Origin of the sequence: Nonomuraea sp. NPDC050680, assembly GCF_040654555.1 — a bacterium.
Lineage (GTDB): Bacteria > Actinomycetota > Actinomycetes > Streptosporangiales > Streptosporangiaceae > Nonomuraea.
In genome coordinates, this window is the sequence record NZ_JBFAIF010000033.1 from 1 (window position 1) to 23,760 (window position 23,760).

General features: G+C 71.2%; 24 protein-coding genes. 4 read left to right on the forward strand and 20 right to left on the reverse strand.

Annotation, left to right across the window (positions count from 1 at the left end):
• Nucleotides 1-144: 144 nt before the first annotated feature.
• From AB0H88_RS49025 to AB0H88_RS49075, 11 genes are all read right to left on the reverse strand, one after another.
• Nucleotides 145-2,076 (reverse strand): DEAD/DEAH box helicase, encoded by a 1,932-nt coding sequence (locus AB0H88_RS49025; protein ID WP_357656613.1) that lies wholly within the window; start codon nucleotides 2,074-2,076, stop codon nucleotides 145-147.
• A 317-nt stretch (nucleotides 2,077-2,393) separates the two neighbouring features.
• Nucleotides 2,394-2,753: a metal-sulfur cluster assembly factor gene (locus tag AB0H88_RS49030; RefSeq protein WP_357656615.1), complete on the reverse strand. Its 360-nt coding sequence runs from the start codon at nucleotides 2,751-2,753 to the stop codon at nucleotides 2,394-2,396.
• Nucleotides 2,750-3,190 carry a Fe-S cluster assembly sulfur transfer protein SufU gene (gene sufU, locus AB0H88_RS49035; RefSeq protein WP_225291366.1) on the reverse strand — a complete coding sequence of 147 codons (441 nt, stop codon included), beginning with the start codon at nucleotides 3,188-3,190 and terminating at the stop codon, nucleotides 2,750-2,752. Before sufU ends, AB0H88_RS49030 begins: the two co-directional genes overlap by 4 nt.
• Nucleotides 3,191-3,192: 2 nt before the next feature.
• Nucleotides 3,193-4,455, reverse strand: a complete 1,263-nt coding sequence (locus AB0H88_RS49040; RefSeq protein WP_357656617.1) for a cysteine desulfurase — start codon at nucleotides 4,453-4,455, stop codon at nucleotides 3,193-3,195.
• A complete protein-coding gene (gene sufC / locus AB0H88_RS49045; RefSeq protein ID WP_357656619.1) occupies nucleotides 4,452-5,198 on the reverse strand; it encodes a Fe-S cluster assembly ATPase SufC in 747 nt (248 codons plus the stop codon). The genes AB0H88_RS49040 and sufC overlap by 4 nt, the downstream gene beginning before the upstream one ends.
• Nucleotides 5,199-5,202: 4 nt before the next feature.
• Nucleotides 5,203-5,520: a non-heme iron oxygenase ferredoxin subunit gene (locus tag AB0H88_RS49050; protein WP_357656621.1), complete on the reverse strand. Its 318-nt coding sequence runs from the start codon at nucleotides 5,518-5,520 to the stop codon at nucleotides 5,203-5,205.
• A gap of 53 nt (nucleotides 5,521-5,573) precedes the next feature.
• Nucleotides 5,574-6,698 carry a Fe-S cluster assembly protein SufD gene (sufD, locus tag AB0H88_RS49055; protein ID WP_357656622.1) on the reverse strand — a complete coding sequence of 375 codons (1,125 nt, stop codon included), beginning with the start codon at nucleotides 6,696-6,698 and terminating at the stop codon, nucleotides 5,574-5,576.
• On the reverse strand, nucleotides 6,698-8,110 hold the full coding sequence (gene sufB, locus AB0H88_RS49060; protein ID WP_357656624.1) for a Fe-S cluster assembly protein SufB: 1,413 nt from the start codon (nucleotides 8,108-8,110) through the stop codon (nucleotides 6,698-6,700). The genes sufD and sufB overlap by 1 nt, the downstream gene beginning before the upstream one ends.
• The gene (locus AB0H88_RS49065) at nucleotides 8,107-8,820 is read right to left on the reverse strand and encodes a metalloregulator ArsR/SmtB family transcription factor (RefSeq protein WP_225291448.1); all 714 of its coding nucleotides are present in this window, start codon (nucleotides 8,818-8,820) and stop codon (nucleotides 8,107-8,109) included. The genes sufB and AB0H88_RS49065 overlap by 4 nt, the downstream gene beginning before the upstream one ends.
• Nucleotides 8,821-8,912: 92 nt before the next feature.
• Nucleotides 8,913-10,133, reverse strand: a complete 1,221-nt coding sequence (locus AB0H88_RS49070) for a multidrug effflux MFS transporter (protein ID WP_357656626.1) — start codon at nucleotides 10,131-10,133, stop codon at nucleotides 8,913-8,915.
• A 92-nt stretch (nucleotides 10,134-10,225) separates the two neighbouring features.
• Complete coding sequence (locus tag AB0H88_RS49075) at nucleotides 10,226-11,002, reverse strand: VOC family protein (RefSeq protein ID WP_357656627.1); 777 nt, start codon at nucleotides 11,000-11,002, stop codon at nucleotides 10,226-10,228.
• Between the two features lie 193 nt (nucleotides 11,003-11,195).
• Between AB0H88_RS49075 and AB0H88_RS49080 the strand changes: the two genes are divergently transcribed.
• Together AB0H88_RS49080 and AB0H88_RS49085 are read left to right on the forward strand one after the other, a co-directional pair.
• The gene (locus AB0H88_RS49080; protein ID WP_357656629.1) at nucleotides 11,196-12,104 is read left to right on the forward strand and encodes an ABC transporter ATP-binding protein; all 909 of its coding nucleotides are present in this window, start codon (nucleotides 11,196-11,198) and stop codon (nucleotides 12,102-12,104) included.
• The gene (locus AB0H88_RS49085) at nucleotides 12,101-12,868 is read left to right on the forward strand and encodes an ABC transporter permease (RefSeq protein ID WP_357656630.1); all 768 of its coding nucleotides are present in this window, start codon (nucleotides 12,101-12,103) and stop codon (nucleotides 12,866-12,868) included. Before AB0H88_RS49080 ends, AB0H88_RS49085 begins: the two co-directional genes overlap by 4 nt.
• 125 nt (nucleotides 12,869-12,993) lie before the next feature.
• On the opposite strand, the gene AB0H88_RS49090 is transcribed toward AB0H88_RS49085, so the two are convergent.
• On the reverse strand, nucleotides 12,994-14,163 hold the full coding sequence (locus AB0H88_RS49090; protein WP_357656632.1) for an MFS transporter: 1,170 nt from the start codon (nucleotides 14,161-14,163) through the stop codon (nucleotides 12,994-12,996).
• 145 nt (nucleotides 14,164-14,308) lie between these two features.
• On the opposite strand from AB0H88_RS49090, the gene AB0H88_RS49095 reads away from it, so the two are divergent.
• Nucleotides 14,309-15,220, forward strand: coding sequence for an EamA family transporter (locus AB0H88_RS49095; protein WP_357656634.1), 912 nt, complete (start codon nucleotides 14,309-14,311; stop codon nucleotides 15,218-15,220).
• A gap of 14 nt (nucleotides 15,221-15,234) precedes the next feature.
• On the opposite strand, the gene AB0H88_RS49100 is transcribed toward AB0H88_RS49095, so the two are convergent.
• The 8 genes from AB0H88_RS49100 to AB0H88_RS49135 are packed head-to-tail and all read right to left on the reverse strand — an operon-like array spanning nucleotide 15,235 to nucleotide 22,538.
• Entirely contained in the window at nucleotides 15,235-15,906 is a 672-nt protein-coding gene (locus AB0H88_RS49100) for a GntR family transcriptional regulator (protein ID WP_357656636.1), read from the reverse strand.
• A 57-nt stretch (nucleotides 15,907-15,963) separates the two neighbouring features.
• Nucleotides 15,964-16,902, reverse strand: coding sequence for an ornithine cyclodeaminase family protein (locus AB0H88_RS49105; RefSeq protein ID WP_357656638.1), 939 nt, complete (start codon nucleotides 16,900-16,902; stop codon nucleotides 15,964-15,966).
• Entirely contained in the window at nucleotides 16,899-17,864 is a 966-nt protein-coding gene (locus AB0H88_RS49110; protein ID WP_357656640.1) for a proline racemase family protein, read from the reverse strand. The genes AB0H88_RS49105 and AB0H88_RS49110 overlap by 4 nt, the downstream gene beginning before the upstream one ends.
• Nucleotides 17,861-18,877, reverse strand: coding sequence for a proline racemase family protein (locus tag AB0H88_RS49115; protein WP_357656642.1), 1,017 nt, complete (start codon nucleotides 18,875-18,877; stop codon nucleotides 17,861-17,863). Before AB0H88_RS49115 ends, AB0H88_RS49110 begins: the two co-directional genes overlap by 4 nt.
• The gene (locus AB0H88_RS49120) at nucleotides 18,874-19,767 is read right to left on the reverse strand and encodes a dihydrodipicolinate synthase family protein (protein ID WP_357656643.1); all 894 of its coding nucleotides are present in this window, start codon (nucleotides 19,765-19,767) and stop codon (nucleotides 18,874-18,876) included. The genes AB0H88_RS49115 and AB0H88_RS49120 overlap by 4 nt, the downstream gene beginning before the upstream one ends.
• Nucleotides 19,768-19,783: 16 nt before the next feature.
• Nucleotides 19,784-21,157, reverse strand: a complete 1,374-nt coding sequence (locus AB0H88_RS49125; RefSeq protein WP_357656645.1) for an NAD(P)/FAD-dependent oxidoreductase — start codon at nucleotides 21,155-21,157, stop codon at nucleotides 19,784-19,786.
• Entirely contained in the window at nucleotides 21,154-21,396 is a 243-nt protein-coding gene (locus AB0H88_RS49130) for a (2Fe-2S)-binding protein (protein ID WP_225291383.1), read from the reverse strand. The genes AB0H88_RS49125 and AB0H88_RS49130 overlap by 4 nt, the downstream gene beginning before the upstream one ends.
• Nucleotides 21,393-22,538 carry an FAD-dependent oxidoreductase gene (locus AB0H88_RS49135; protein WP_357656646.1) on the reverse strand — a complete coding sequence of 382 codons (1,146 nt, stop codon included), beginning with the start codon at nucleotides 22,536-22,538 and terminating at the stop codon, nucleotides 21,393-21,395. Before AB0H88_RS49135 ends, AB0H88_RS49130 begins: the two co-directional genes overlap by 4 nt.
• Nucleotides 22,539-22,635: 97 nt before the next feature.
• Between AB0H88_RS49135 and AB0H88_RS49140 the strand changes: the two genes are divergently transcribed.
• Nucleotides 22,636-23,637, forward strand: a complete 1,002-nt coding sequence (locus AB0H88_RS49140; protein WP_357656648.1) for a COX15/CtaA family protein — start codon at nucleotides 22,636-22,638, stop codon at nucleotides 23,635-23,637.
• The last annotated feature ends 123 nt before the right edge of the window (nucleotides 23,638-23,760 follow it).

Consider the following 23,760-nt stretch of genomic DNA (forward strand, 5'->3'; position numbering starts at 1 on the left):
GGCGCCTCCAGCCTGCTCGCCTACATCTGGTTCGGCCTGGCCGGCGCCCTGATCGCCAGCGTCGGCCCCGATGAAGGGGTACGGCGGGCAGCGCCGTGCGTTGATCAGCGTCGGCCACCGGCGTTCACCGGTGGCCCGCCGGGGTCAGCGGTCGAAGCGGCGGCCGGTGCCGCTGCGGAAGCCGCCACCCTGGCCACGGTCGTCGGAACGGTAGCCACCACGCTCGTCCGAGCGGGTCCCGCCGGAGCGGTAGCCGTCACGCGGACGGTCGTCGGTGCGGGCGGGACGGTCACGGTCGGCCGAGAACGGGCGGCCACGGTCGCCACCGGAGGCGCGGTCGTCCGAGCGGTAGCCGCCGCCACGCGGGCCGCGGTCGTCGGAACGGTAGCCGCCCTGACGGTCGTTGGAGCGGTAGCCGCCACCCTGACGGTCGTCCGAGCGAGGTGCGCTCTGACGGTCGTCGGAGCGGTAGCCGCCGCGCGGGGCGTCCGAGCGGGCCGGACGGTCGTCGCCGCGGTAGCCGCCACCACGCGGGCCACGGTCACCGCCACGGTAGCCGCCGCCCTGGCCGCGGTCGCCGCCCCGGTCGTCGCCGGAGGTGCGGGGCTCCTGCGAGCCGCCCTCGGCGTGCCGGCGCGGGTAGCGGTCGTCACCGTCGTGACGACGGGGGCGCCGGTCGTCGCCCGCGACGAAGGGGCGCTGCCCGTCGTCGTGACGGCGCGGACGGCGCTCGCCGTCGAACTCACGGCGCGGACGGCGCCCGCGACGCTCGGAACCGCTGTGGCCGCCTTCGCGGCGGGGACGCAGCGGCTTGCGGACGTCGGGCTCCCAGACGGGGACGGGCTCGCCGCTCGGAACGCGGGCGCCCGTCACCTCGGCCAGGCGGGGGTGACCCGGCTCGGCCTTGAGGCGGAAGGGGTGGATCCCGGCCCGGCGGGTGAGCTGGTCGGTCGACCGGCGCTCGCTCGGCAGCACCAGGGTGACCACGGTGCCCTTCTCGCCGGCGCGGGCGGTGCGGCCGCCGCGGTGCAGGTAGCTCTTGTGGTCCTGCGGCGGGTCGACGTGCAGCACGAGGCTGATGTTGTCGACGTGGATGCCGCGCGCCGCGACGTCGGTGCAGACGAGCACGTTGACGGAGCCCTCACGGAACTCGGCCAGGATGCGGGTGCGCTGGTTCTGGCGCTTGCCGCCGTGCAGGCCGCCCGACTTGATGCCGACGCGGGCCAGCTGCTTGCACAGCCGGTCGACGCCGTGCTGGGTGCGGACGAAGATGATCGTACGGCCCTCGCGATTGGCGATCTCCGCGGTGACGTCGAACTTGTCGTCGCGCGTCACCTGGATCACGTGGTGCTCCATGAGCTCGACCGGGGAGGTCGCGGGAGCCACCGAGTGCGTGATCGGGTCCTTGAGGAAGCGCCGCACCAGCTTGTCGACGTCGCCGTCGAGCGTGGCCGAGAACAGCAGCCGCTGCCCGTCGGCCGGAGTCTGCGCGAGCAGCTCGGTGACGACGGGGAAGAAGCCGAGGTCACACATGTGGTCGGCCTCGTCGAGGACGCTGACGTCGATGTCGCCCAGCGAGCACTCGCCCTGCCGGATGAGGTCGCCCAGGCGGCCGGGGGTGGCGATGACGACGTCGACGCCGCGCCGCAGCGCCTCGATCTGCTTGCCCATCGACATGCCACCGACGATGACCTTCATGCGCAGGCCGAGACCCCGGCCGAGCGGCTCGAGGGCGTCGTGCACCTGCAGCGCGAGCTCACGGGTGGGGACGAGGATCATCGCGCGGGGACGGCCCGGGGTGGGCCGGACGCCGGCGATGCGGGCCATGAGGGGCAGCCCGAAGGCGAGGGTCTTGCCGGAGCCGGTCTGGCCGCGGCCGAGCACGTTGGCGCCGGTGAGAACGTCGGGAATGGTCGCGCTCTGGATGGGGAACGGGCTGGCAATGCCCTGCTTGGCCAGCCCGGTGACGAGCGGCTTCGGCAGCCCGAGCTCCTCGAACCCGGGACCCGCCTCTGGGGTGCTCTCGTCGAGCTCGGGCAGGACCTCGTTGAACTCGGGCAGGACAGCGTCAAGCATGGTCACGAACTTCGTGCCTTTCAGTCGAAGTGGCGCGTCACTTCTGCGAAAAGGACGAGCCGGGACGTACGGCCATGCCGTACTTCATTGCGAGGCGCAGGTGGTCGGCACCTGCTGGGTGGGGACTGGCCTGGAGGACAGGCCGTCTACGCGCACCCATCTGCCGGCCGCAGGCGGCATTGGAACGCACATTGGTGCGCTAGGTGCACGTGTTGCCAACACGAGGAAGACACCATGTATTCCCCGACTTGTCCGAATATTTCAGACTTTGGCAGGCTGAAGCGGCTGACACCGAGATGCCAGCCGTACAGCAACGATCAGACGTTGAAGCCTAGCATACGAAGCTGCTCGCGCCCTTCGTCAGTGATCTTGTCCGGTCCCCACGGGGGGAGCCAGACCCAATTGATCTTAACATCGGAAACCATGCCCTCGAGCGCGGAATGCGCCTGATCCTCGATGACATCGGTCAGCGGGCAGGCCGCGCTGGTCAGCGTCATGTCAATGGTGGCCACAGGCTGGCCGCCCTCGGCGGGGTCGAGATTGAGCCCGTAGATCAGGCCCAGGTCGACGACGTTGATGCCGAGTTCGGGGTCGACGACGTCCTTGAGCGCCTCCATGACCTCGTCGACGGTGGCTTCACCGTCGAACCCGGTCGGTGTCTCCACCGGCTTGCTCATCGCGCAGCACTCCTCACTACAGCGTCCTTGTAGGCCATCCACGACAGCAGCGCGCACTTCACCCGCGCGGGGAACTTGGCCACGCCCGCGAACGCCACCGCGTCGCCGAGCACGTCCTCGTCGGCCTCCACCTTGCCCCTGCCCTGCATGAGGCGGGTGAACTCGTCGACCACGGACAGCGTCTCCTCGACCGTCGAGCCGGTGGTCAGCTCGTGCAGCACGGAGGCGGCGGCCTGGCTGATCGAGCAGCCCTGCCCGTCGTAGGAGACGTCCTCGATCTTGCCGGCGTCGCCCAGCTTGACCCGGAGCGTGATCTCGTCGCCGCAGGTGGGGTTCACGTGGTGAACCTCGGCGTCGTAGGGGTCACGCAGCCCCCGCCCTTGCGGGTGCTTGTAGTGTTCCAGGATCAGTTCCTGGTACATCGACTCGCCGATCATGGCTATGCGAACACCTTCTGAACGTGATGGAGGCCGCGGACCAAGGCGTCGATCTCGTCCGTGGTGTTGTACAGGTAGAACGACGCCCTGGTGGTCGCCGGTATTCCGAAGCGCAGGTGGAGCGGTCGCGCGCAGTGGTGGCCGACCCGCACCGCGATGCCGAACTCGTCGTCGAGCAGCTGCCCGACGTCGTGCGGGTGGATGCCCTCGAGCGTGAACGACAGGGTGGCGCCCCGCTGGTCGAGCGAGTCGGGTCCGATCAGGCGCAGCGTGGGCACCTCGCGCAGCGCGTCGAGCGCGTAGGCCGTCAGGCCGCGCTCGTGCGCCTCGATGGCCTCCATACCGACACCGGTCAGGTAGTCGACGGCCGCGCCGAGGCCGATGGCCTCGACGATCGGCGGCGTGCCCGCCTCGAACTTGTGCGGCACCGGCGCGTACGTCGAGTGGTCCATCCAGACGGCCTCGATCATCTCGCCGCCGCCCATGAACGGGGGCATGGCGTCGAGCAGCTCGGCCCGGCCCCACAGGACGCCGATGCCCGAGGGGCCGACCATCTTGTGGCCGGTGAAGGCCACGAAGTCGACGTCCAGCGCGGCCATGTCGACGGCGTGGTGCGGGACCGACTGGGAGGCGTCGAGCATCACCAGCGCGCCTACCTCGCGGGCCCGGCGGAGCACGTCGGCGACCGGGTTGATGGTGCCGAGCACGTTGGACTGGTGCGCGATCGACACGATCTTCGTGCGCTCAGTGATCAGTCCTGAAATATCCGACATATCAAGGCGACCGTCGTCCGTGACGCCGAACCACTTCAGCGTCGCGCCCGTGCGCTGCACCAGGAACTGCCACGGCACGATGTTGGAGTGGTGCTCCATCTCGGAGATGACCACCTCGTCGCCGGGGCCGAGAGTGAAGCGAGGGTCGGTGTTGCCCGGGTTGCCGAAGGAGTAGGCGACCAGGTTGAGCGCCTCGGAGGCGTTCTTGGTGAAGATCACCTCGTCGCGCGACGGGGCGCCGATGAACCCGGCCACCTTGTCGCGCGCGCCCTCGTAGGCCTCGGTCGACTCCGCGCCGAGCGCGTGCATGGCCCGCCCGACGTTGCTGTAGTGCATCGCCAGGTGCTCACGGACGGTCTCGACGACCGCGGTGGGCTTCTGTGAGGAGTTGCCCGAGTCGAGGTAGACGAGCGGACGCCCGCCGGGCAGCTCGCGGGAGAGAACCGGGAAGTCCTTCCTGATCCTCTCCACGTCCAAGCTGGTGGAAGTCATACAGACGCCTTCGTGTACTGCTCGTAGCCCTCGGCCTCGAGCTTGTCGGCCAGCTCAGGCCCGCCCTCCTCCACGATCTTGCCGCCGGCGAAGACGTGGACGAAATCGGGCTTCACGTACCGCAGGATGCGGGTGTAGTGCGTGATCAGCAGGATGCCCGTGTCACCCGAGGCGCGGAAGCGGTTGATGCCCTCGGACACCACGCGCAGCGCGTCGACGTCGAGCCCGGAGTCGGTCTCGTCGAGCACCGCGATCTTCGGCTGGAGCAGCTCCAGCTGGAGGATCTCGTGACGCTTCTTCTCACCGCCGGAGAAGCCCTCGTTGAGGTTGCGCTGGGCGAACTCGGCGTCGATGGACAGCGCGTCCATGCCGGTCTTGAGGTCCTTGGCGAACTGGCGCAGCTTGGGCGCCTCGCCGCGGACCGAAGTGACCGCGGTGCGCAGGAAGTTGGAGACCGAAACGCCGGGGACCTCGACGGGGTACTGCATGGCGAGGAACAGGCCGGCGCGGGCCCGCTCGTCGACGGTCAACTCCAGCAGATCGACGCCGTCGAGCAGCACCTCACCGCTGGTGATGGTGTATTTCGGGTGACCGGCGATGGCATAGGCGAGGGTCGACTTGCCCGAGCCGTTCGGCCCCATGATGGCGTGGGTCTTCCCGGACTGCACGGTGAGGTTGACGCCGCGCAGGATTTCCTTGTCCTCGACGGCGACCTTCAGGTCACGGATCTCAAGGGTGGACATGTGTTTATGACTCCTTCGAGAGCGAGACGAGGACGTCGTCGCCGTCGACTTGGACTGTGTAGACGTTCACGGGTCTGGTGGCGGGCGGGCCGGTGGGCTTGCCGGAGCGGATGTCGAAGCACGAGCCGTGCAGCCAGCACTCGAGTGTGCCGTCGTAGACCTCTCCCTCGCTGAGCTTCACCTCGGCGTGGGAGCAGACGTCATGCAGGGCGAACACCTCGCCGCCCTTGCGGACCAGCGCGACCGGGGTCTCCCCCACCTCCACGCCGATCACTCCGCCGTCGGGGATGTCCTCGACCTTGCACACTTTCTCAAGACTCATCGACCCTCGGGGGGCTCCGCCCCCCAAGTCCCCCCCTGCTGTGGAAAAGACGTTCATCGCGCGAGCTCCGCCTCCACCGCGTTCATCACGCGGTCACGAATCTCGGCCACCTGGATCTTCTCGATGAGCTGGCCGAGGAAGCCCCGGATGACCAGGCGACGGGCCTCGTCGAAGGGGATGCCGCGGGCCTGCAAGTAGAAGATGTGCTCGTCGTCGAGGCGCCCGGAGGCGCTGGCGTGGCCGGCGCCGGCCACCTCGCCGGTGAGGATCTCCAGGTTGGGCACCGAGTCGGCGCGGGCGCCGTCGGTGAGGATCAGGTTGCGGTTGAGCTCGTAGGTGTCGGTGCCCTCGGCCTCGACCCTGATGATCACGTCGCCGATCCACACGGCGTGCGCGTCCTCACCCTGCAGGGCGCCGCGGTAGTCGACGTTGCTCTTGCAGTGGGGCTGCGAGTGGTCGACCAGGAGACGGTGCTCCAGGTGCTGGCCCGCGTCGACGAAGTAGACGCCGGACAGGTCGGCGTCGCCGCCCGGCCCGGTGTAGGACACGCTCGGCGACAGGCGCACCAGGTCGCCGCCCAGGGTCACCGCGAAGCCCTTGAAGGTGGCGTCCTTGGCGAGCTGGGCGTGGTGGTGGGAGACGTGTACGGCGTCGTCGTCCCAGTCCTGCAGGCTGACGACCTTGAGCGTGGCGCCGTCGCCGACGACGAACTCGATGTTGTCGGCGTAGACCGCGCTGCCCTGGTGCTCGATGACGACCACGGCCTCGGCCAGCGGCTCGACCACGACCACGATGTGGCCGTAGGTGGCCCCGTCGTTGCCGCCGCCGCGCACCTCGATGCGGATGTGCTCGGCGGGCACCGCCTCCTTGGGCACGGTCAGGACCAGCGCCTTCTCGAAGGCGTTGTAGGCCTGGGCGCTGACGCGGTCGGCCGGCACGTAGGCCTTGCCGATGCGCGCGTCCTCACGCCCGACCCACTCGGCGGTGACGCCCGCCGGGGTGTAGGCCTGGGTGAGCACCCGTCCGGTGATCTCCGCCTTGCCGCTGTGCAGGCCCTTCAGGCGCGACAGCGGCGTGAAGCGCCACGCCTCTTCGCGCCCCGTCGGGACCTCGAAGTCGTCCAGGTCGTAGGACGCCTTCTCGTGCAGGGTCGACAAGGGCTTCTCGGTCAGGCCCATCAGCCGACGGCTCCTTCCATCTGCAGCTCGATGAGGCGGTTCAGCTCGAGGGCGTACTCCATGGGGAGCTCGCGGGCGATCGGCTCGACGAAGCCGCGCACGATCATCGCCATCGCCTCGTCCTCGCCCAGACCGCGGCTCATGAGGTAGAACAGCTGGTCCTCGCTCACCTTGGAGACTGTGGCCTCGTGACCCATCGAGACGTCGTCCTCGCGGACGTCGACGTAGGGGTAGGTGTCGGAGCGGCTGATCTGGTCGACCAGGAGCGCGTCGCACTTGACCGTGCTGGCGCTGCCGTGGGCGCCCTCCTCGATCTGCACGAGACCGCGGTAGGAGGTGCGGCCGCCGCCGCGCGCCACCGACTTGGAGATCACGGTGGAGCTGGTGTGCGGAGCCAGGTGCACCATCTTGGACCCGGCGTCCTGGTGCTGGCCCTCGCCCGCGAAGGCGACGCTCAGCGTCTCACCCTTGGCGTGCTCGCCCATCAGGTAGACGGCCGGGTACTTCATGGTGACCTTGGAGCCGATGTTGCCGTCGATCCACTCCATGGTCGCGCCCTCGTAGGCGACGGCGCGCTTGGTGACCAGGTTGTAGACGTTGTTGGACCAGTTCTGGATGGTCGTGTAACGGCAGCGGGCGTTCTTCTTCACGACGATCTCGACGACCGCGGAGTGCAGCGAGTCGGAGGAGTAGATCGGCGCGGTACAGCCCTCGACGTAGTGGACGTAGCTGCCCTCGTCGACGACGATCAGGGTCCGCTCGAACTGGCCCATGTTCTCGGTGTTGATCCGGAAGTAGGCCTGCAGCGGGATCTCGACCTCGATGTTCGGCGGCACGTAGATGAACGAGCCACCGGACCACACGGAGCTGTTGAGGGCGGCGAACTTGTTGTCGCCCACCGGGATGACCGAGCCGAAGTACTCCTTGAAGAGCTCCTCGTGCTCCCTCAGGCCCGTGTCGGTGTCGACGAAGATGACGCCCTTCTCCTCGAGGTCCTCACGGATCTTGTGATAGACGACCTCGGATTCGTACTGGGCGGCGACACCGGCGATGAGGCGCTGCTTCTCCGCCTCGGGGATGCCGAGCTTGTCGTAGGTGTTCTTGATGTCGTCGGGCAGCTCGTCCCAGGAAGCGGCCTGCTTCTCGGTCGAGCGCACGAAGTATTTGATGTTGTCGAAGTCGATGCCCGTGAGGTCGGAGCCCCAGGTGGGCAGGGGCTTCTTGCCGAACAGGCGGAGGCCCTTCAGGCGAAGGTCGAGCATCCACTCCGGCTCGTTCTTGAGCGCGGAGATGTTGCGGACGACCTCCTCGGACAGGCCACGCTTGGCCACCGCCCCTGCGGCATCCGAGTCGGACCAGCCGAACTTGTAATTCCCGAGGCCTTCCAGCTCCGGGCGGTCGGTGACAGTCACCTTCCGGTCTCCTTGCTTTTGTCGCTATGGGTGGCCCTGCTCGTCGCAAGACCCAGCGCGTGCGGGCTCACATGTGTGGTGCAGACCCCGTCGCCGTGCGCGATCGTGGCCAGGCGCTGCACGGGGGTGCCGAGCAGCTGCGCGAACGCCTCGGTCTCGGCCTCACACAGCTGCGGGAACTCCGCGGCCACGTGCGCCACCGGGCAGTGGTGCTGGCAGAGCTGGTCGCCGCCCAGATTGGCCTTGGTGGCCGAAGCGGCGTATCCATCCGCCGACAGCGCCTGCGCCAGCACTTGTACGCGCTGGTCGGCCGGCACCGTCCGCATGACCGGCTCCAGGCGCCGCAGCAGGCTGGACACCTGCGAACGGGCGAAGTCGGTCACGGCTTCCTCGCCCACGCGCTCGGCCAGGAAGCGCAGCGCGCTGCCGGCCAGGTCGTCGTAGGCGTGCTCGAAAGCACTGCGCCCCGCGTCGGTGATGGCGAACAGCTTGGCCGGCCGCCCTCTCCCGCGCTGCCCGTGCGGACGCACGGTGCGGGGCTCGATCATCCCGTCGGCCAGCAGCGCGTCGAGGTGACGGCGGACGGCGGCGGGCGTGAGCCCGAGCCGCTCGCCCAGCGCGGCCGCCGCGACGGGACCGTGCTCAAGGATCAGCCGTGCCACACGGGCGCGGGTGCCGCGCTCGTGTCCGGGCTCGATCGACGTGGGCACGTTTTTCACAACATCAGTGTGCCGTAATTCCTTCCCAGTTCACAAATGGATCCAGAAAAGAAGGGGAATGGAATTTCTCACGCAGGGTAGGCTTACCTAACTCTGCCGATGACCAGGAACGACACGGCCGAGCAGGCGATGAGCCCCAGCATCACCGACGCCATCGGCACTGCCGTACTCGAGCCCACCAGGCCGACCAGCGGCGCGGCCAGGGCGCCCAGCGCGAACTGGAGGACGCCGAGCAGGGCGGAGGCGCTGCCCGCGATCTGCTGCGGCTGGCTGGCCAGGGCCAGCGCGCCGGTGCCCGGAAGCACCAGGCCCTGGCCGCACATGATGACGAACAGCCCGGCGACGATGCCCGCCAGCCCCATGCCGATCATGGCCGCGGCCAGCAGCAGCGCCGCGCCGGTCAGGCCCACGCACAGGCCGATGGCCACCAGCCGGGCCGGCGGCACCCGCCCCGAGAGCCGCCCGCCGACCTGCGCCATGAGGGTCAGGCCGAGCGCGTTGAGCCCGAAGATGAGCGAATACTGCTGCGGTGTGGCGTGGTAGACCTCCTGCAGCACGAACGGTGAGCCGGAGATGTAGCCGAACATGGCGGCGAAGGCCATCCCCGCGGTCAGCGCACCGCCCATGAACGAGCGATCGCGCAGCAGCTGCCAGAAGACGCTCACGGTGTGTTTGAGGCCGCCGCTCTCCCGCTCGTAGGCGGGCAGCGTCTCACGGACCCCGCCTAGCACGGCCACGAGCAGCACGATCCCGGCCAGGCTCAGCGCGACGAACACCCCGCGCCAGGAGGTGAAGCCGAGCAGCTGCGCGCCCGCGATCGGGGCCAGGATCGGCGCGAGGCCGCTGACGAGCATGAGGGTGGCGAAGATGCGCGCGATGGCGGCGCCGTCGTACAGGTCGCGGACCACGGCCCGGACGATGACCAGGGCCGCGCCGCCGAGAATGCCCTGCAGCAGGCGGAAGACGATGAGCACGGGCACCGAGGGGGCGAAGGCGCACAGCAGCGAGGCGAGCGTGTAGCCGGCCACGCCCACGATCAGCGGCAGCCGGCGGCCGCGCACGTCGCTCACCGGCCCGGCGACCACCTGGCCGACGGAGACGCCGATGAGGCAGGCGGTCAGCGTCAGCTGTACCTGGGCGGGGGTGCTGAGCAGCTCGCCGGTGATGGCGGGCAGGGCGGGCAGGTACATGTCGATCGAGAGCGGGCCGATGGCCGAGAGCGCTCCGAGAATGATTAACAGCAGTCCGCGGCGGTTCCCGTTGACGACAGGTGACGTGAGTGGCGTGGCTTCTGCCACGGACATGCGTGAACCCCTCTCCCTCGCAGGCTTGTGGCCCACGAGGGCCGAGGGATGAAACCAAGGTCCGGTCTACCTAATTCCCAGTTATGGGATATTTAGCGGTCTTCGTGGAGTTGGATCACGGACAGCGCCGCGCCCTGTGGGTCGGTGAGCGTGGCGAACCGCCCGGGAGGCGCGTCCATGGCCCCGACGAGGATCGTGGCGCCCGCGCGCTCGGCGGCGGCGACGGTGGCGTCCAGGTCGTCGACGGCGAAGTAGGTCATCCAGTGGGACGGCGTCTCCGGCGGGTAGTTCGGCGACAGCTCGATCATCCCGGCGATGCTCGCGTCCCCGAGGTGCCACTCGGTGTACTTGACACCCTGCATCTCCTGGCGGTGCGGGGTCCAGCCGAAGACGGCCGGATAGAACCGCTCCGCGCTCGCGACATCACGGGTGACGAGCTCGTTCCAGCAGAACGAGACCGGCTCGTTGACCAGCTCGGCGCCGTTGTGGCGGCCGGCCTGCCAGGCCGAGACGAACGACCCGTCGGGCGCCTGGAAGACGGCCATGGTGCCTTCCTCGAACACCTGCATGGGCTCCACGACGACGGTCCCGCCCGCGTTCTTGACCCGGTCGGCGGTGGCGGCGGCGTCGTCGATGGCGATATAGGTGTTCCAGGCCGAGGGCATGCCTTCCCCCATGACGGGGCCCACTCCGGCGACCTTCTCGCCGTCATAGGTGAACTGGCCGTAGCCCCCGGCCGCCGGATCGTCGATCATCTCCGCCTGCCAGCCGAAGACGTCGTCATAGAAGCGGACGGACGCCTCGACGTCGGTGCTCGACAGATCCACCCAGCAAGGAACACCGGGCTCATAGCCACTGCGCTGTGACATGGCAACCTCCTGTGATGTGGACGTCACTCTCAGACTTTCACTCCTGGTGGGGACTTTCCGGGAAACGGCCGGGTCAACAGCTGTCCATATCCGGCCACGCGATCCGCCCCGCGGATCGGCCCCGCGATCGGCCTGGTACGGCCGGGCAGGGTTGCCAGGCGGACCGCGGCGGACAGTCCCTAAACTCGTGGCCATGGAATCCCCAGCCGTCGAGCTCATCGACCTGGTCAAGCGTTACGGCGGCGCCACGGCGGTCGACGGCCTGTCGCTGCGCGCCGAGCGGGGCGCGGTCACCGCCGTGCTCGGCCCCAACGGCGCCGGCAAGACCTCGACGGTCGAGATCTGCGAGGGGTTCCGCAAGGCCGACTCCGGCACCGTACGCGTGCTGGGCCTGCCGCCCGACCAGCCCGCGCTGCGGCCCCGGGTGGGCGTGATGCTCCAGGCGGGCGGCGTGCCGCCCGCGGTGCGCTGCGGGGAGTGGCTGCGCCTGGTCTCACGCTTCTACGCCCGCCCGCTCGACGCCGGCGCCCTTCTGCTACGGCTCGGCCTGGCCGAGCACGCCCGCACCCCTTACCGCCGCCTGTCGGGGGGCCAGCAGCAACGGCTCTCCCTGGCCGCGGCGGTGATCGGCCGGCCGGAGCTGGTGTTCCTCGACGAGCCGACGGCCGGGCTCGACCCGCAGGCCAGGCACGCCTGCTGGGATCTGGTGGGCGAGTTGCGGACGGCGGGGGTCTCCGTGGTGCTCACCACCCATCACATGGACGAGGCCGAACGCCTGGCCGACCACGTGGTGATCATCGATCGGGGCCGGGTGGTGGCCGAGGGCAGCCCGGCGTCGCTGACCGGGGCCGAGCGGCAGTTGCGCTTCCGGGCCCGGCCGGGGCTCTCGCTGGATGAGCTGCTCCACGCGTTGCCGGGGGGCAGCGCGGCCAAGGAGTCGCCCGCCGGCCACTACATCATCGAGGGCCAGGTGGGGCCGGAGTTGCTGGCGACTGTGACGACCTGGTGCGCCGCCGAAGGCGTCATGGCCGATGATCTGAGCATCGAGCGCCGCACACTCGAAGACGTCTTCCTGGAGCTGACCGGCAGGGAGCTGCGATGACCACGCTCGACTTCACTCCCGCCCCCGCGGCGGCGCCGTTCGCCCGCATGGTGATGGCGCAGGCGGCGGCCGAGACGCGCGCGACGCTGCGTAACGGCGAGCAGCTGCTGCTGACGCTGATCATCCCGGTGCTGCTGCTCGTCGGGTTCTCGCTGGCTCCGCTGATCGACGTCGGCGGGGGGCGGCGGATCGACTTCCTCGCGCCGGGCGTGCTCGCGCTGGCGATCATGTCGACGGCGTTCACCGGGCAGGCGATCGCGACGGGCTTCGAGCGCCGCTACGGCGTGCTGAAGCGGCTCGGCGCGACTCCCCTGTCGAGGGCCGGGCTGCTGCTGGCCAAGACGGTGGCGGTGCTCGCGGTCGAAGGCGTCCAGGTCGTGGTGATCGTGGCGGTCGCGCTGGCGCTCGGCTGGCGGCCCCAGGGCTCGCCGGTGGGCGCGCTGCTGCTCGTGCTGCTGGGGACGGCGGCCTTCAGCGGGCTGGGGCTGCTCATGGCGGGCGTGCTGCGGGCCGAGGCGACGCTGGCCGCGGCCAACCTCGTCTACCTGGTGCTGCTCGGCGCGGGCGGGGTGATCTTCCCGCTGGCGAAGTTCCCCGCCGGGATGCGGCCGGCCCTGGAGGTGCTGCCGATCTCGGCGCTGACCGGCGGGCTGCGTTCCGTGCTCGCCGGGGGCGCGGCCCTGCCACTGGGGGCGCTGGGGGTGCTGGCCGCCTGGGCGGTGCTGTCGCTGGGCATCGCCGCGCGCACGTTCCGCTGGGAGTGAGCGGGATCTGAGCTGGACCTGAGCTCGGCGGCCCTTAGGTGGGCGGCCCCGCCTGAGCTGGGCGGTCCCGAGCTGGACCTGAGCTGGACGGCCCTTAGGTGGGCGGCCCTGAGCTGGATGGGGCGTCAGGCGCGGCCGGTGACGCCGTAGCGGTGGCGGCCGATGACGGCGACCACGGTGAGCGGCACCGCCACGGCCGCCGAGACGCCGAACAGCAGCGCGTACCTACCGTCCTGGGCCGCCGGGCCGCCCGCCCACGACGACACCGCGCTGCCGACGAACAGCGCCGCGGCGAAGAAGGCCACGCTGGTCCCCCTGGCGTTGGGCGCGACGGTGGTGATCCAGGTCTGCAGCGAGGAGTGCATGAACGACCACCCCACGCCCAGCAGCAGCGCGGTGACACCGACGGTCACCAGGCTGACATGGATGGCCACGAGCGCGTACCCGGCGCAGAGATGCGCTCCCCCGACGGCGATGAGCACGGCCGGAGGCCACGTCCGCGACAGGCGTTTGACCAGCCTGCTGAACAGCCACAGGCCCACGCCGTAGGTCGCGGTGGCCAGACCCGCGACCGCCGCCCTGACCCCGCCGTGCTCCAGGGCCGTGGCGAGGAAGGCCATCGTGCCGAGCAGCACCGCGCCCTCCACGAAGGCCAGTCCGAACACCAGCAGCGCCCACGGCTCGCGCAGCACCGCGCCCACGTGCCTGCCCAGCCCGGCGATCTCGGCCCGGGGCGGCTCGGGCAGGGAGCGCAGCGCGAGCGCGCAGGCCAGCGCGCAGGCCGCGGGCACGGTGAACGCCACGTGCCAGTCGACCAGGTCGGCGAGCACGCCGCCGAGACCGGTGGCCATGGCGATGCCCAGGGCTCCCGCGCCCATCAGGTCCGACAGAGCGCGCTGCCGTACGACGGGCGCGACCGTGTCGCCGACGTAGGTGAGCGAGGTCGGGATCACCGCGCCAAAGCAGGCGCCGGCCACGATCCTCGACACCACCAGCGCGCCCAGCGCCGGCATGAGGGCGGAGACCACCCCGGCCAGCGCGGCGCCGAACATCGCCGCCCGCATCACCCGCACCCGTCCGAACCGGTCGGAGAGCACGCCCCACAGCGGCTGCGTCAGGCCGTAGGCCAGGTAATAGCCGCTGGCGACCGCGACCGCCGCCGACAGCGGGACGCCGAGGTCGGCGGCGATCAGGACGAGCATGGGGTTCACGGCGAACCGGTCGAAGCTGCTGACGAAGGTGGCCGCGGACAGCACGAGCGGAGGACGGACGAGGGAGGCCGGGGGTGCGGTCATGACTCCATGGTCGAATTGTCGGCTTCAACGGTTCAGTGCGTATTTGTACCACCCTAGTGGGGGAATGTCGGCCCAGCTCGGTACCGTTCTAACCGCCGTCCCCCTACCGAGCCGTCGGCCTGTGCCGTGCCTATTGAGGAGTGCTGTGAGCGCCTTCGCCCTGGATGATCCCTTCGACCGGGGATCCGGTCTGCCCAGGCCCGGCAGAATGCTGCGCAGCGCCGCCGACGCCATTCCGCCTTCCGGGCTGGTGCTGCTGGCGATCTTCTCCGTGCAGCTGGGGGCGGGCTTCGCCAAGGAGCTGTTCGCGGCGCTGCCGCCGAGCGCGGTGGTGTTCCTGCGCATCGGCGCGGGCGCGTTGATCATGGGCGCGGTGGCCAGGCCCAAGCTGAAGGGGATGTCGTGGCGTGACCTGGGGGTCGGGCTCGTCTTCGGCGTGACGCTGGCGCTGATGAACCTGTCGTTCTACGAGGCGATAGCGCGGCTGCCCCTGGGGATCGCGGTGGCGATCGAGTTCCTCGGGCCGCTGGGCGTGGCGGTCGCGGCCTCCAGGCGGCGGCTCGACCTGGTGTGGATCGGCCTGGCGGCGGCGGGCGTGGCGCTGCTCGCGCCCTGGGGCCAGTCGGCGGCGGTGAGCTGGGCCGGCATCGGGTTCGCGCTGGGGGCGGGAGTGTTCTGGGCGGCCTACATCCTGCTGTCGGCCTCGGTGGGGCAGCGCTTCCCCGGCACCACCGGGCTGTCGTTCGCGATGATCGTCTCGGCCGTGGTGGTCGCGCCGGTGGGCATCGCGTCAGGCGGCGGCGACCTGCTCCACCCGCATCTGCTGCTGATCGGGCTCGGGGTGGGGCTGCTGTCGTCGGTGATCCCGTACTCGCTGGAACTGCAGGCGCTGCGGCGGATGCCGAAACACGTGTTCGGCATCCTGATGAGCCTGGAGCCCGCGGCGGCCGCGCTGGTCGGCGTGCTGGTGCTGAGCGAGATGCTGCACGCGCAGCAGTGGGCGGCGATCATCTGCATCGTGGCCGCGAGCCTGGGCACGACCCGCGCGACGAAATGACCTCTCGGAAGTGATCAGCGCGGGTCGGCCCAGATGCCGCGGACGTGCTGGATGTGCTCGGACATGATGTGGCGGGCCGCCTCGGTGTCACCCGCCTTGAGCGCGTCGAGCAACGCGACGTGCTCCCGGGCCGAGTCCGACAGCGTGCCGCGCTCCGACAGCTGTGACAGGCCGTAGAGCCGGGCCCGGTTGCGCAGGTCCTTGACCACCTCGACCAGGTGGGCGTTGCCCGACAGCGTCAGCAGCTCCACGTGGAAGCGCAGGTCGGCGTCCACGTACCCGAGCAGGTCACCCCGCTCGGCGGCGGCGACGATCTCCTCGGCGACGGGCCGCAGCCGCTCGAAGTCGGCCGCGCGCGAGCTGTCGGCCAGACGGGTCACGGTGGGCACCTCGATGAGCTGCCGGATCTCGGTCAGCTCGTCGAGATCGCGGTCGGACAACTCGGTGACCCGGAAGCCCTTGTTGCGCACCGCCTCGACCAGTCCCTCCTTGGCCAGGTCGAGCATGGCCTCACGGACCGGCGTGGCGGAGACGCCGAACTGCGCGGCCAGCACCGGCGCGGAGTAGACCACCCCCGGACGCATCTCACCCGTGATCAACGCGGCGCGGAGCGCGTGCGCGACCTGCTCGCGCAAGCTCTGCCGCTCACCCACCATCGGCAGGTCGAGCCGGTCCTCGGCAGCCATCCGGCCATCCCTTCGCTCAGTACACGCCCGCTGTTCACCCCCTGCTGGGGCACCCCGCTAAACCCACGCCTCGTACGCGGCGGCGGCGACCACCAGGTCCTCCCACGCCATCCCGGTGCTCTTGAACACGCGGGGACCGGAGCCCGCAGGAACCCGGCCGGCGATCAGGTCGGCGAGGTTCCCGGCGAGATGACCGGTGGTGATCGTACCTTGGCGCACCGGGATGACCACATCCCCCGCTTCGGCCAGCGCCGCCGACCTGGCCTCGACGACGACCGTGGCGCGGGCGATGAGATCCCCGGCCAGCTCGCGGGCCTCTGGTTCGTGCGATCCGACCGCGACCACCGTGGCGTCGTCGCGAACCAGTTCGCCGGGGAAGAGCGGCTCCCTGGCCGTGGTGCAGCAGGCGATCAGGTCCGCCTCCGCCACGGCACTCAGGTCCGGAGCCTGGCCGTGCACCGCGCGGGCCGGCAGGCCGTGGTCGCGGCAGCGGGCGGCGAGGCTCTCGGCGCGTTCGGGGTCGCGGCCGACGACCGTGACCCGTTCGACCGGCCGGACCGCGCCCAGCGCGAGGATGTGCCCCCACGCCTGCGGGCCCGTGCCGAACACCACCAGGTTATGGGCGTCCGGCTCGGCCAGATGCTTGACGGCGAGCGCCGAGACCGCCGGGGTGCGCAGCGCGGTGAGCGTGATGCCGTCCATGGCGGCCAGCGGGCTCAGGGTGTCGCCGTCGAGCAGCAGGTAGGTCCCCTGGATGCGGGGCAGCCCGCGCTCGGCGTTGCCGGGTGCGATGGTGACGGCCTTCACGCCCGCGTACCGTCCCGCGGCGGCGGGCATCAGCAGGAGCTGCCCGGCGGGCAGCTCGACGATCGGCCGCAGCGGCGTCTCCTCCGGATCGAGCCCGTCCCGCAGGGCCTCTTCCAGGATGCGTACGGCCCGCGCCACGGGCACCAGCCGCTCGATGGTGGCGGCGTCGAGGTAGGGCAGCGCGTTCACCGCAGCACGAACCCGGTGCCGAGGGGGTCTTCGGGGTCGAGCTCGAAGGTGTGCCGCCCGGTGCGGTAGGCCATCCCCTCGATCTCGGCGACGACGCCCTGGTCGGTCACCTTCCCCACGGTGGCGACGAACGTGCCGCCGGCGATGCCGGTGTGGATCAGCGGTCCCTGGTGACCGTCGTCGTACAGCAGGGCGAGCCGCGCGGCCGTGCCGGACCCGCACGGCGAGCGGTCCACCTCCCCGTCGGCGAACACGGTCACGTTGCGCTGGCGCGGCCCTTCGCCCGGGACGTCCTCGTAGAAGATCACCCCGTAGACGCCGGACAGCCGGTCGTCCGCCGGGTGCCGCGTGGCCGGGTGGCCCGCCAGGGCAGCCTTGATACGGCGGCCGTGGCCGACGAACTCCGTCAGGCTTCCGGCCTCGACGGACAGGCCGACGGCCGAGGCGGGCAGGGTGGCGTAGATGGCTCCGCCATAGGCGAGGTCGACCTCGACCCCGGCGACGGGGACGGCGCGCGCGACGACGTACGACGGGACGTTGACGAAGGTGACCGACTCGACCCGCTCCCGCGAGCCGCGCACGCGGGCCGTGACCCGGCCCGAGGGCACGTCGACGACCACGTCCGTCTCGCCGCCGGGGTCCGCCTCGACCAGGCCCTCGCGGACGGCGTGCACGCCGAGCGCGATCGTGCCGTGGCCGCAGGCGGTGGAGTAGCCGTCCTTGTGCCAGAACAGCGCGCCGAAGTGGGCGCCGGGGTCGTCGGGCGGGACCAGGAAGCAGCCGTACATGTCGGCGTGGCCTCGCGGCTCTTGGCAGAGCAGCCGCCGCACCCGCTCGGCCGGGCCGCCAGGTGCGGCGGCCCGGCGTTCGAGTACGGTGGCGCCCGGGATGTCCGGGGCGCCACCGGTGACGATCCTGAACGGCTCGCCGGCGGTGTGGTAGTCGACCGTGGTGACGCTCACAGCTCGAATCCCTCAGGGAAGGGGTCGCGCGGGTCGAGGAAGTACTGGGCGGTGCCGGTGACCCAGGCGCGCCCGGTGATGGCCGGCACGACCGCGGGCCGCCCCCCGACGGTGGTCTCCCCCAGCAGGCGGCCGATGAAGCGGGTCCCGATGAACGACTCGTTGACGAACTCCCCGCTGCCCGGCCCCCCGCTCACGGCCAGCTCGCCGCGGGCGTGCAGCTGGGCCATCCGGGCGCTGGTGCCGGTGCCGCACGGCGAGCGGTCGAACCAGCCCGGGTAGATGGCCATCGCGTGCCGCGAGTGGTGCGCGTCCGAGCCCGGCGCGGCGAAGTAGACGTGGTGGCAGCCGCGGATGCGGTCGTCCTCGGGGTGCACGGGCTCGTCGGCCGCGTCGATCGCCGCCATCGTGGCCAGGCCGGCGGCCAGGATCTCGTTCTTGGCCTTGCGGTCGAAGGGCAGGCCGTAGTCGTCGAGGTCGACGATCGCGTAGAAGTTGCCCCCGTACGCCAGGTCGTAGCGGATGTCGCCGAAGCCGGGCACCGTGACGACGGCGTCGAGCCTGTCGCAGTAGGCGGGCACGTTGCGCAGCGTCACCGACATGGCCATGCCGTCCTTGACGGCCACGTCCACCTCGACGAGCCCGGCGGGCACCTCCAGGCGCACGGTGGTGACCGGCTCGACGACCTCCACCATGCCGGTCTCCACCAGCACGGTGGCCACGCCGATGGTGCCGTGACCGCACATCGGCAGCAGCCCGGACACCTCGATGAACAGCACGCCCCAGTCGGCGTCCGGCCGGGTGGGCGGCTGCAGGATGGCGCCGCTCATGGCGGCGTGGCCGCGCGGCTCGTTCATCAGCAGCCTGCGGATGTGGTCGAGATGGTCGCGGAAGTAGACGCGCCGCTCGGCCATGCTCGCGCCGGGGATCACGCCCACGCCGCCGGTGATCACACGGGTGGGCATGCCCTCGGTGTGCGAGTCGACGGCGTGGAAGACCCGCTTCGTCCTCATCGCATGCCCTCCGCGAGCGCCTTCTCCGTCGCACCGCGTACGGCCGCCTCCTGCGTCTCGGTCAGGGGCACGCGCGGCAGGCGGCAGGGCCCGCCGTGACGGCCCGCGATGTCCATCGACAGCTTGATGGCCTGCACGAACTCCGTCTTGGAGTCCCAGCGAAGCAGCGGGTGGAGCGTACGGTACAGGGGCAGCGCGGTCTCGAGGTCACCGGCCAGCGCGGCCCGGTAGAGCGCGACGCTGGAGGCGGGCAGCGCGTTGGGGTAGCCGGCGACCCAGCCGACGGCCCCGGCCACGGCCAGTTCCAGCAGCACGTCGTCGGACCCGATCAGCACGTCCAGCCCGGGGGCCAGCTCGCCGAGCTCATAGGAGCGCCGCGGGTCGCCGCTGAACTCCTTCACGGCCACGATCAGGCCCTCGCCGTGCAGGGTGGCCAGCAGCGCGGGCGTCAGGTCCACCTTGGTGTCGTAGGGGTTGTTGTAGGCAACGATCGGCACCCCGGCCTTGGCCACCTCGCGGTAGTGCGCGACCACGGAGCGCTCGTCGGCCCGGTAGGCGTTGGGCGGCAGCAGCAGCACCGAGCCGCAGCCGGCCGCAGCCGCGCGCTCGGCCCACAGCCGCGACTCCGCCGCGCCGTACGCGCCGACACCCGCCATCACGTTCGGCCCGCCGACCGCCTCGACGGCCGTCTCGATGACCTTGGCCCGCTCCTCGGCGGTGAGCGTCTGGTACTCGCCCAGCGACCCGTTGGGGACCACGCCGTCGCAGCCGTTCTCGACCAGCCAGCGGCAGTGCTCCGCATAGGCGTCGAAGTCGACGGACAGGTCCTCACGCAGGGGGAGAGCCGTAGCCACCATGACACCGTGCCAGGATTTAATGCGATTTGTCATTAAAGAGTCCTCCAAATCAGGGTGTATCGAGTTCGAGTTCGAGCTCGGCGAGAGCGCCGAGTGAGATGGGTTGCGCGATGGGGCGGCGAGGGGGCCGTGGCGACTCCCCCGCCAGGCAGGCGACCGCGTAGCCGCAGACGCGGCCCTGGCACCAGCCCATGCCGGGCCTGGCCAGCAGTTTGATCGAGCGCGCGTCGGTGGCGCCGAGCTCCAGCGCCGCGCGTACGCGGGCGACCGGCACCTCCTCGCACCGGCACACCAGCGTGTCGTCGCGCAGCCAGCCCTGCCAGCCCGGCTTGATCGGATACGCGTGATGCAGCGCCTCGCCGAACGCGCGCATCCGCCGGCGCCGCCTGGCCAGCACGCCGGGCACCGGCGCACCGGCCACGGCCAGGCCCGCGATGCGGCCCTCCAGCTCGGCCAGGTACCGCCCGCCCACGCCGACCGGCTCGCCCGCCGCCCAGACGCCGCGCGCCGTGGTGCGCTGGTGGTCGTCCACCGCGAGCACGGGCATGCCGTCCGCGTCCTGGCGGGTCTCACAGCCCAGCTCGACGCCGAGCTCGATCTGGGGGACGAAGCCGTAGCCGACGGCCAGCGTGTCGCAGGCCAGCTCGCGGGTGGCGAGCACGTTCCAGTCACTGTCGAGCCGCGCCACGGTGACCGCCTCCAGCTCGCGCTCGCCGTGGGCGGCGATCACCGCCTGGTGCGTCCGGTACGGCACGCGGTGCCTGGCCATGGCCAGCCCGTAGCCCGCCGCCTCCCCCGCCTTGCCCGCGGCCAGCAACGGATGCCGGGCCAGGCCCAGGCCGCCGTTGGCCTCCAACACACCCAGCACCTCGGCCCCCGCCCCCGCCAGGCCGGTGGCCACGGGCAGCAGGAACGGCCCGGTGCCCGCGACGACCACCCGGCCGCCCGCGACGACGCCGTTGCCCTTGAGCAGCGCCTGGGCGCCGCCCGCCGTCAGGACGCCGGGCAGGTCCCAGCCGGGGAACGGCAGCGGCCGGTCGTGCGCGCCGGTGGCGATCAGCAGGTCGCGGCAGCGGATCGCCACCGCGCGGCCGTCCGGGGTCTGGCAGTGGACGGTCAGCTGGTCGCCGTCCCGCGTCACGGTCCACACCTGGTGGCCGAGCAGGACCTCGGCCCGCTCGGCGAGCGCGCGGGCCTGCCTGAGGAACCGGTCCAGACCCGGCGTGCCGGTGCGCGCCGCTCCGGGCGGGTGACGGAAGTACTGACCGCCGAGGCGGGCGCCGGAGTCGACGAGGACCACACTCAGGCCGCGCAGGGCCGCCGTCAGGGCCCCCGCCACTCCGGCGGGCCCGCCACCGACCACGGCGAGATCGCAGGTCACGCTCACGTAGTCGGCACGAACACGGTCGTCGATCGGGCTCATGCGGTCGTCACCTCGTCTCCGGGCCGCGCCTCCAGCAGGCAGGCGCGTTCTGGTGGGCGGCCGTTCACCGTGATCAGGCAGTCGAAGCAGACGCCGATGCCGCAGAACAGGCCGCGCGGCCGCCCGCCGAAGCGGGTGGTCCGCCAGGCGCGGACCCCGGCGGCGTGCAGGGCCGCGCCGATCGTCTGCCCCGGCTCGACCGGCACGGCCCGGCCGTCGATCGTGATCTGGAAGGTCACGCGGACTCCTCGGTCGCGAAGCGGTCCGGGCGGAAGGGGTACAGGTCGAGTTCGGGGCCGGCGCCGGTCAGCAGCTGGGACAGCAGGAGCCCGGTCGCGGGCGCGAGCCCGATCCCGGCGCCTTCGTGTCCGCACGCGTGATAGAGCCCGGGCGCGCGCGGATCCGGCCCGATCACCGGCAGATGGTCCGGACAGTACGGCCGGAACCCGCAGTACGACCTGATCACTCGTACCTCCCGCAGCGCCGGGAACAGGGCGACGGCCTGAGCCGCCAGCCGGGCCAGTACCCGGGGCGAGATCGTGCGGTCGAACCCGACCCGCTCCCTGCTCGCCCCGATGAGCACGGTCCCCGCCGGGGTGCCCTCGACGACGGCCGAGGTCTCCAGATCGGCGGAGTCGCTGGCCACGTTGGTGACGTAGGCGGCGGTGTAGACCTTGTGCCGGATCAGCGGCTCGCGCAGCGGCTCGGTGACGAGGATGAACCCGCGCCTGGGCAGGACCGGCAGCGCCACGTCCGCGAGCCCGGCGATCTCGCCGCCCCACGTGCCGGCCGCGTTGATCACCGCGCCGCCGAGGATGTCACCCTGGTCGGTCCGTACGCCCGTCACCCGGTCCCCTGACCGGGTGAACCCGGTCACGGTGACGCCGGTGCGCAGGTGGAGCGTGCCGTGGCCGTAGCTCTCCGCGCCGTGCCTGAGCAACTGCGCGGCGGCCAGCATGGGCTGCACCTGGGCGTCCTGCGGGTAGTGGACACCGCCCGCGAGCCCCTCGGCCAGGTGCGGCTCGTAGTCGCGCAGGCCGGCGGCGGGCACGACGGTGTACTCGACACCCTGCTTGCCCGCCAGCCCGACGAGCTGCCGCTGGACCTCGTCGGTCTCGGCGACCACCAGCCCGCCCTTGGGCTCGTACTCGAACCCGCCCAGCGCGGCCAGCTCCCCCCACAGGCGGTTGGACAGCAGCGCGAGGTCCAGCTCCGGGCCCGGCTCCTTGTCCGAGACCAGCACGTTGCCCTCGCCCGCGCCCGTCGTGCCGCCCGCCACGGGGCCGCGGTCCACCACGGTCACGTCCAGCCCGGCCCGTGCGGCGTAATAGGCGCACGCGGCGCCCACCACTCCGGCGCCGATGACGATCACATCCGACATCCTCACCTCCCGTCTGTAATATGTCACATACCCATGCTGCTTGAGAAGCACGTTCCCGGGTTAAGGACCGGACAACCAGGCCCTTACCATCAATGACGTGAAGCTCGTCGACGTGAAACTACCCACGGACCACCCCAACCCCCTGGTGCGGCGCCTGTTCTCCTTCTGGGCACCGACCGCCGAGTCGATGCGGGGCTGGGCACTGGCGTCGGTGGTGGTCAACGCGGGCATCACCGTGACGGGCGCGGCCGTGCGGCTCACCGGCTCCGGGCTCGGCTGCCCGACCTGGCCGAGGTGCACGCCCGACAGCTTCGTGCCCGTCGCGCATCCCGAGATCGCGGCCACCACCATGGCCGTCGAGTTCGGCAACCGGCTGCTGACGTTCCTGGTGCTGGCGGTGGGGTTCGCCTGCGTGGTGTCGGCGATGCGGCTGGCTCCGCGGCGCAGTCCGCTGCTCTGGCTGGCCCTGCTGCAACCCGCGGGCATCGTCTTCCAGGCGCTGTGGGGCGGGCTGGTGGTCAGGAGCCTGCTCAACCCGTTCACGGTCAGCGTGCACTTCCTGGTCTCCATCGCGCTGATCGCCGCCTGCTGGACGCTCTACGCTCGAGCGGGCGAAGGCGACGGGCCGGTCCGCCGGGTGACGCACCGCGACATCCGGCGCCTCGGCTTCGTGCTGGTCGCGGCGGTGGCGGTGCTGCTCCTGGCCGGGGTGCTGGTGACCGGCACGGGGCCGCATTCCGGCGACGCGGTGGCCTCGCGCTTCGATCTCGACATCGAGAGCGTGGTGCGCCTGCACTCCGACATCGTCTACATCGTGCTGGGGCTGTCGTTCGCGCTGCTGTTCGCGCTGCACGTGACCGACTCGCCCAGAGCGGCCCGCCGGGCGGCGCTGGCGCTGCTCGTGGTGGAGCTGGCCCAGGGCGTGATCGGCTACATCCAGTACTTCCTGGCGGTGCCCGCCCTCCTGGTGGGCCTGCACGTGCTCGGCGCGACCCTGGTCTGGATCGCCACGCTCAGGGTGGTCACCTCGCTGCGCACCCGCGCCCCGCTGACGGCCCCCGCCGCTCCCGCTCCGGCCGAATCACCGGCCAGAGTCTGAGCCGCTGAACCCCTCCCCCACCGAAACGGCAGCCCCGATCTGACGCCGTCGTGCCCCTCCCCCACCGAAACGCCAGCCCCGATCTGAGCCGTTGTGTCAAGGTATGAGGGACTACCTCCCCCT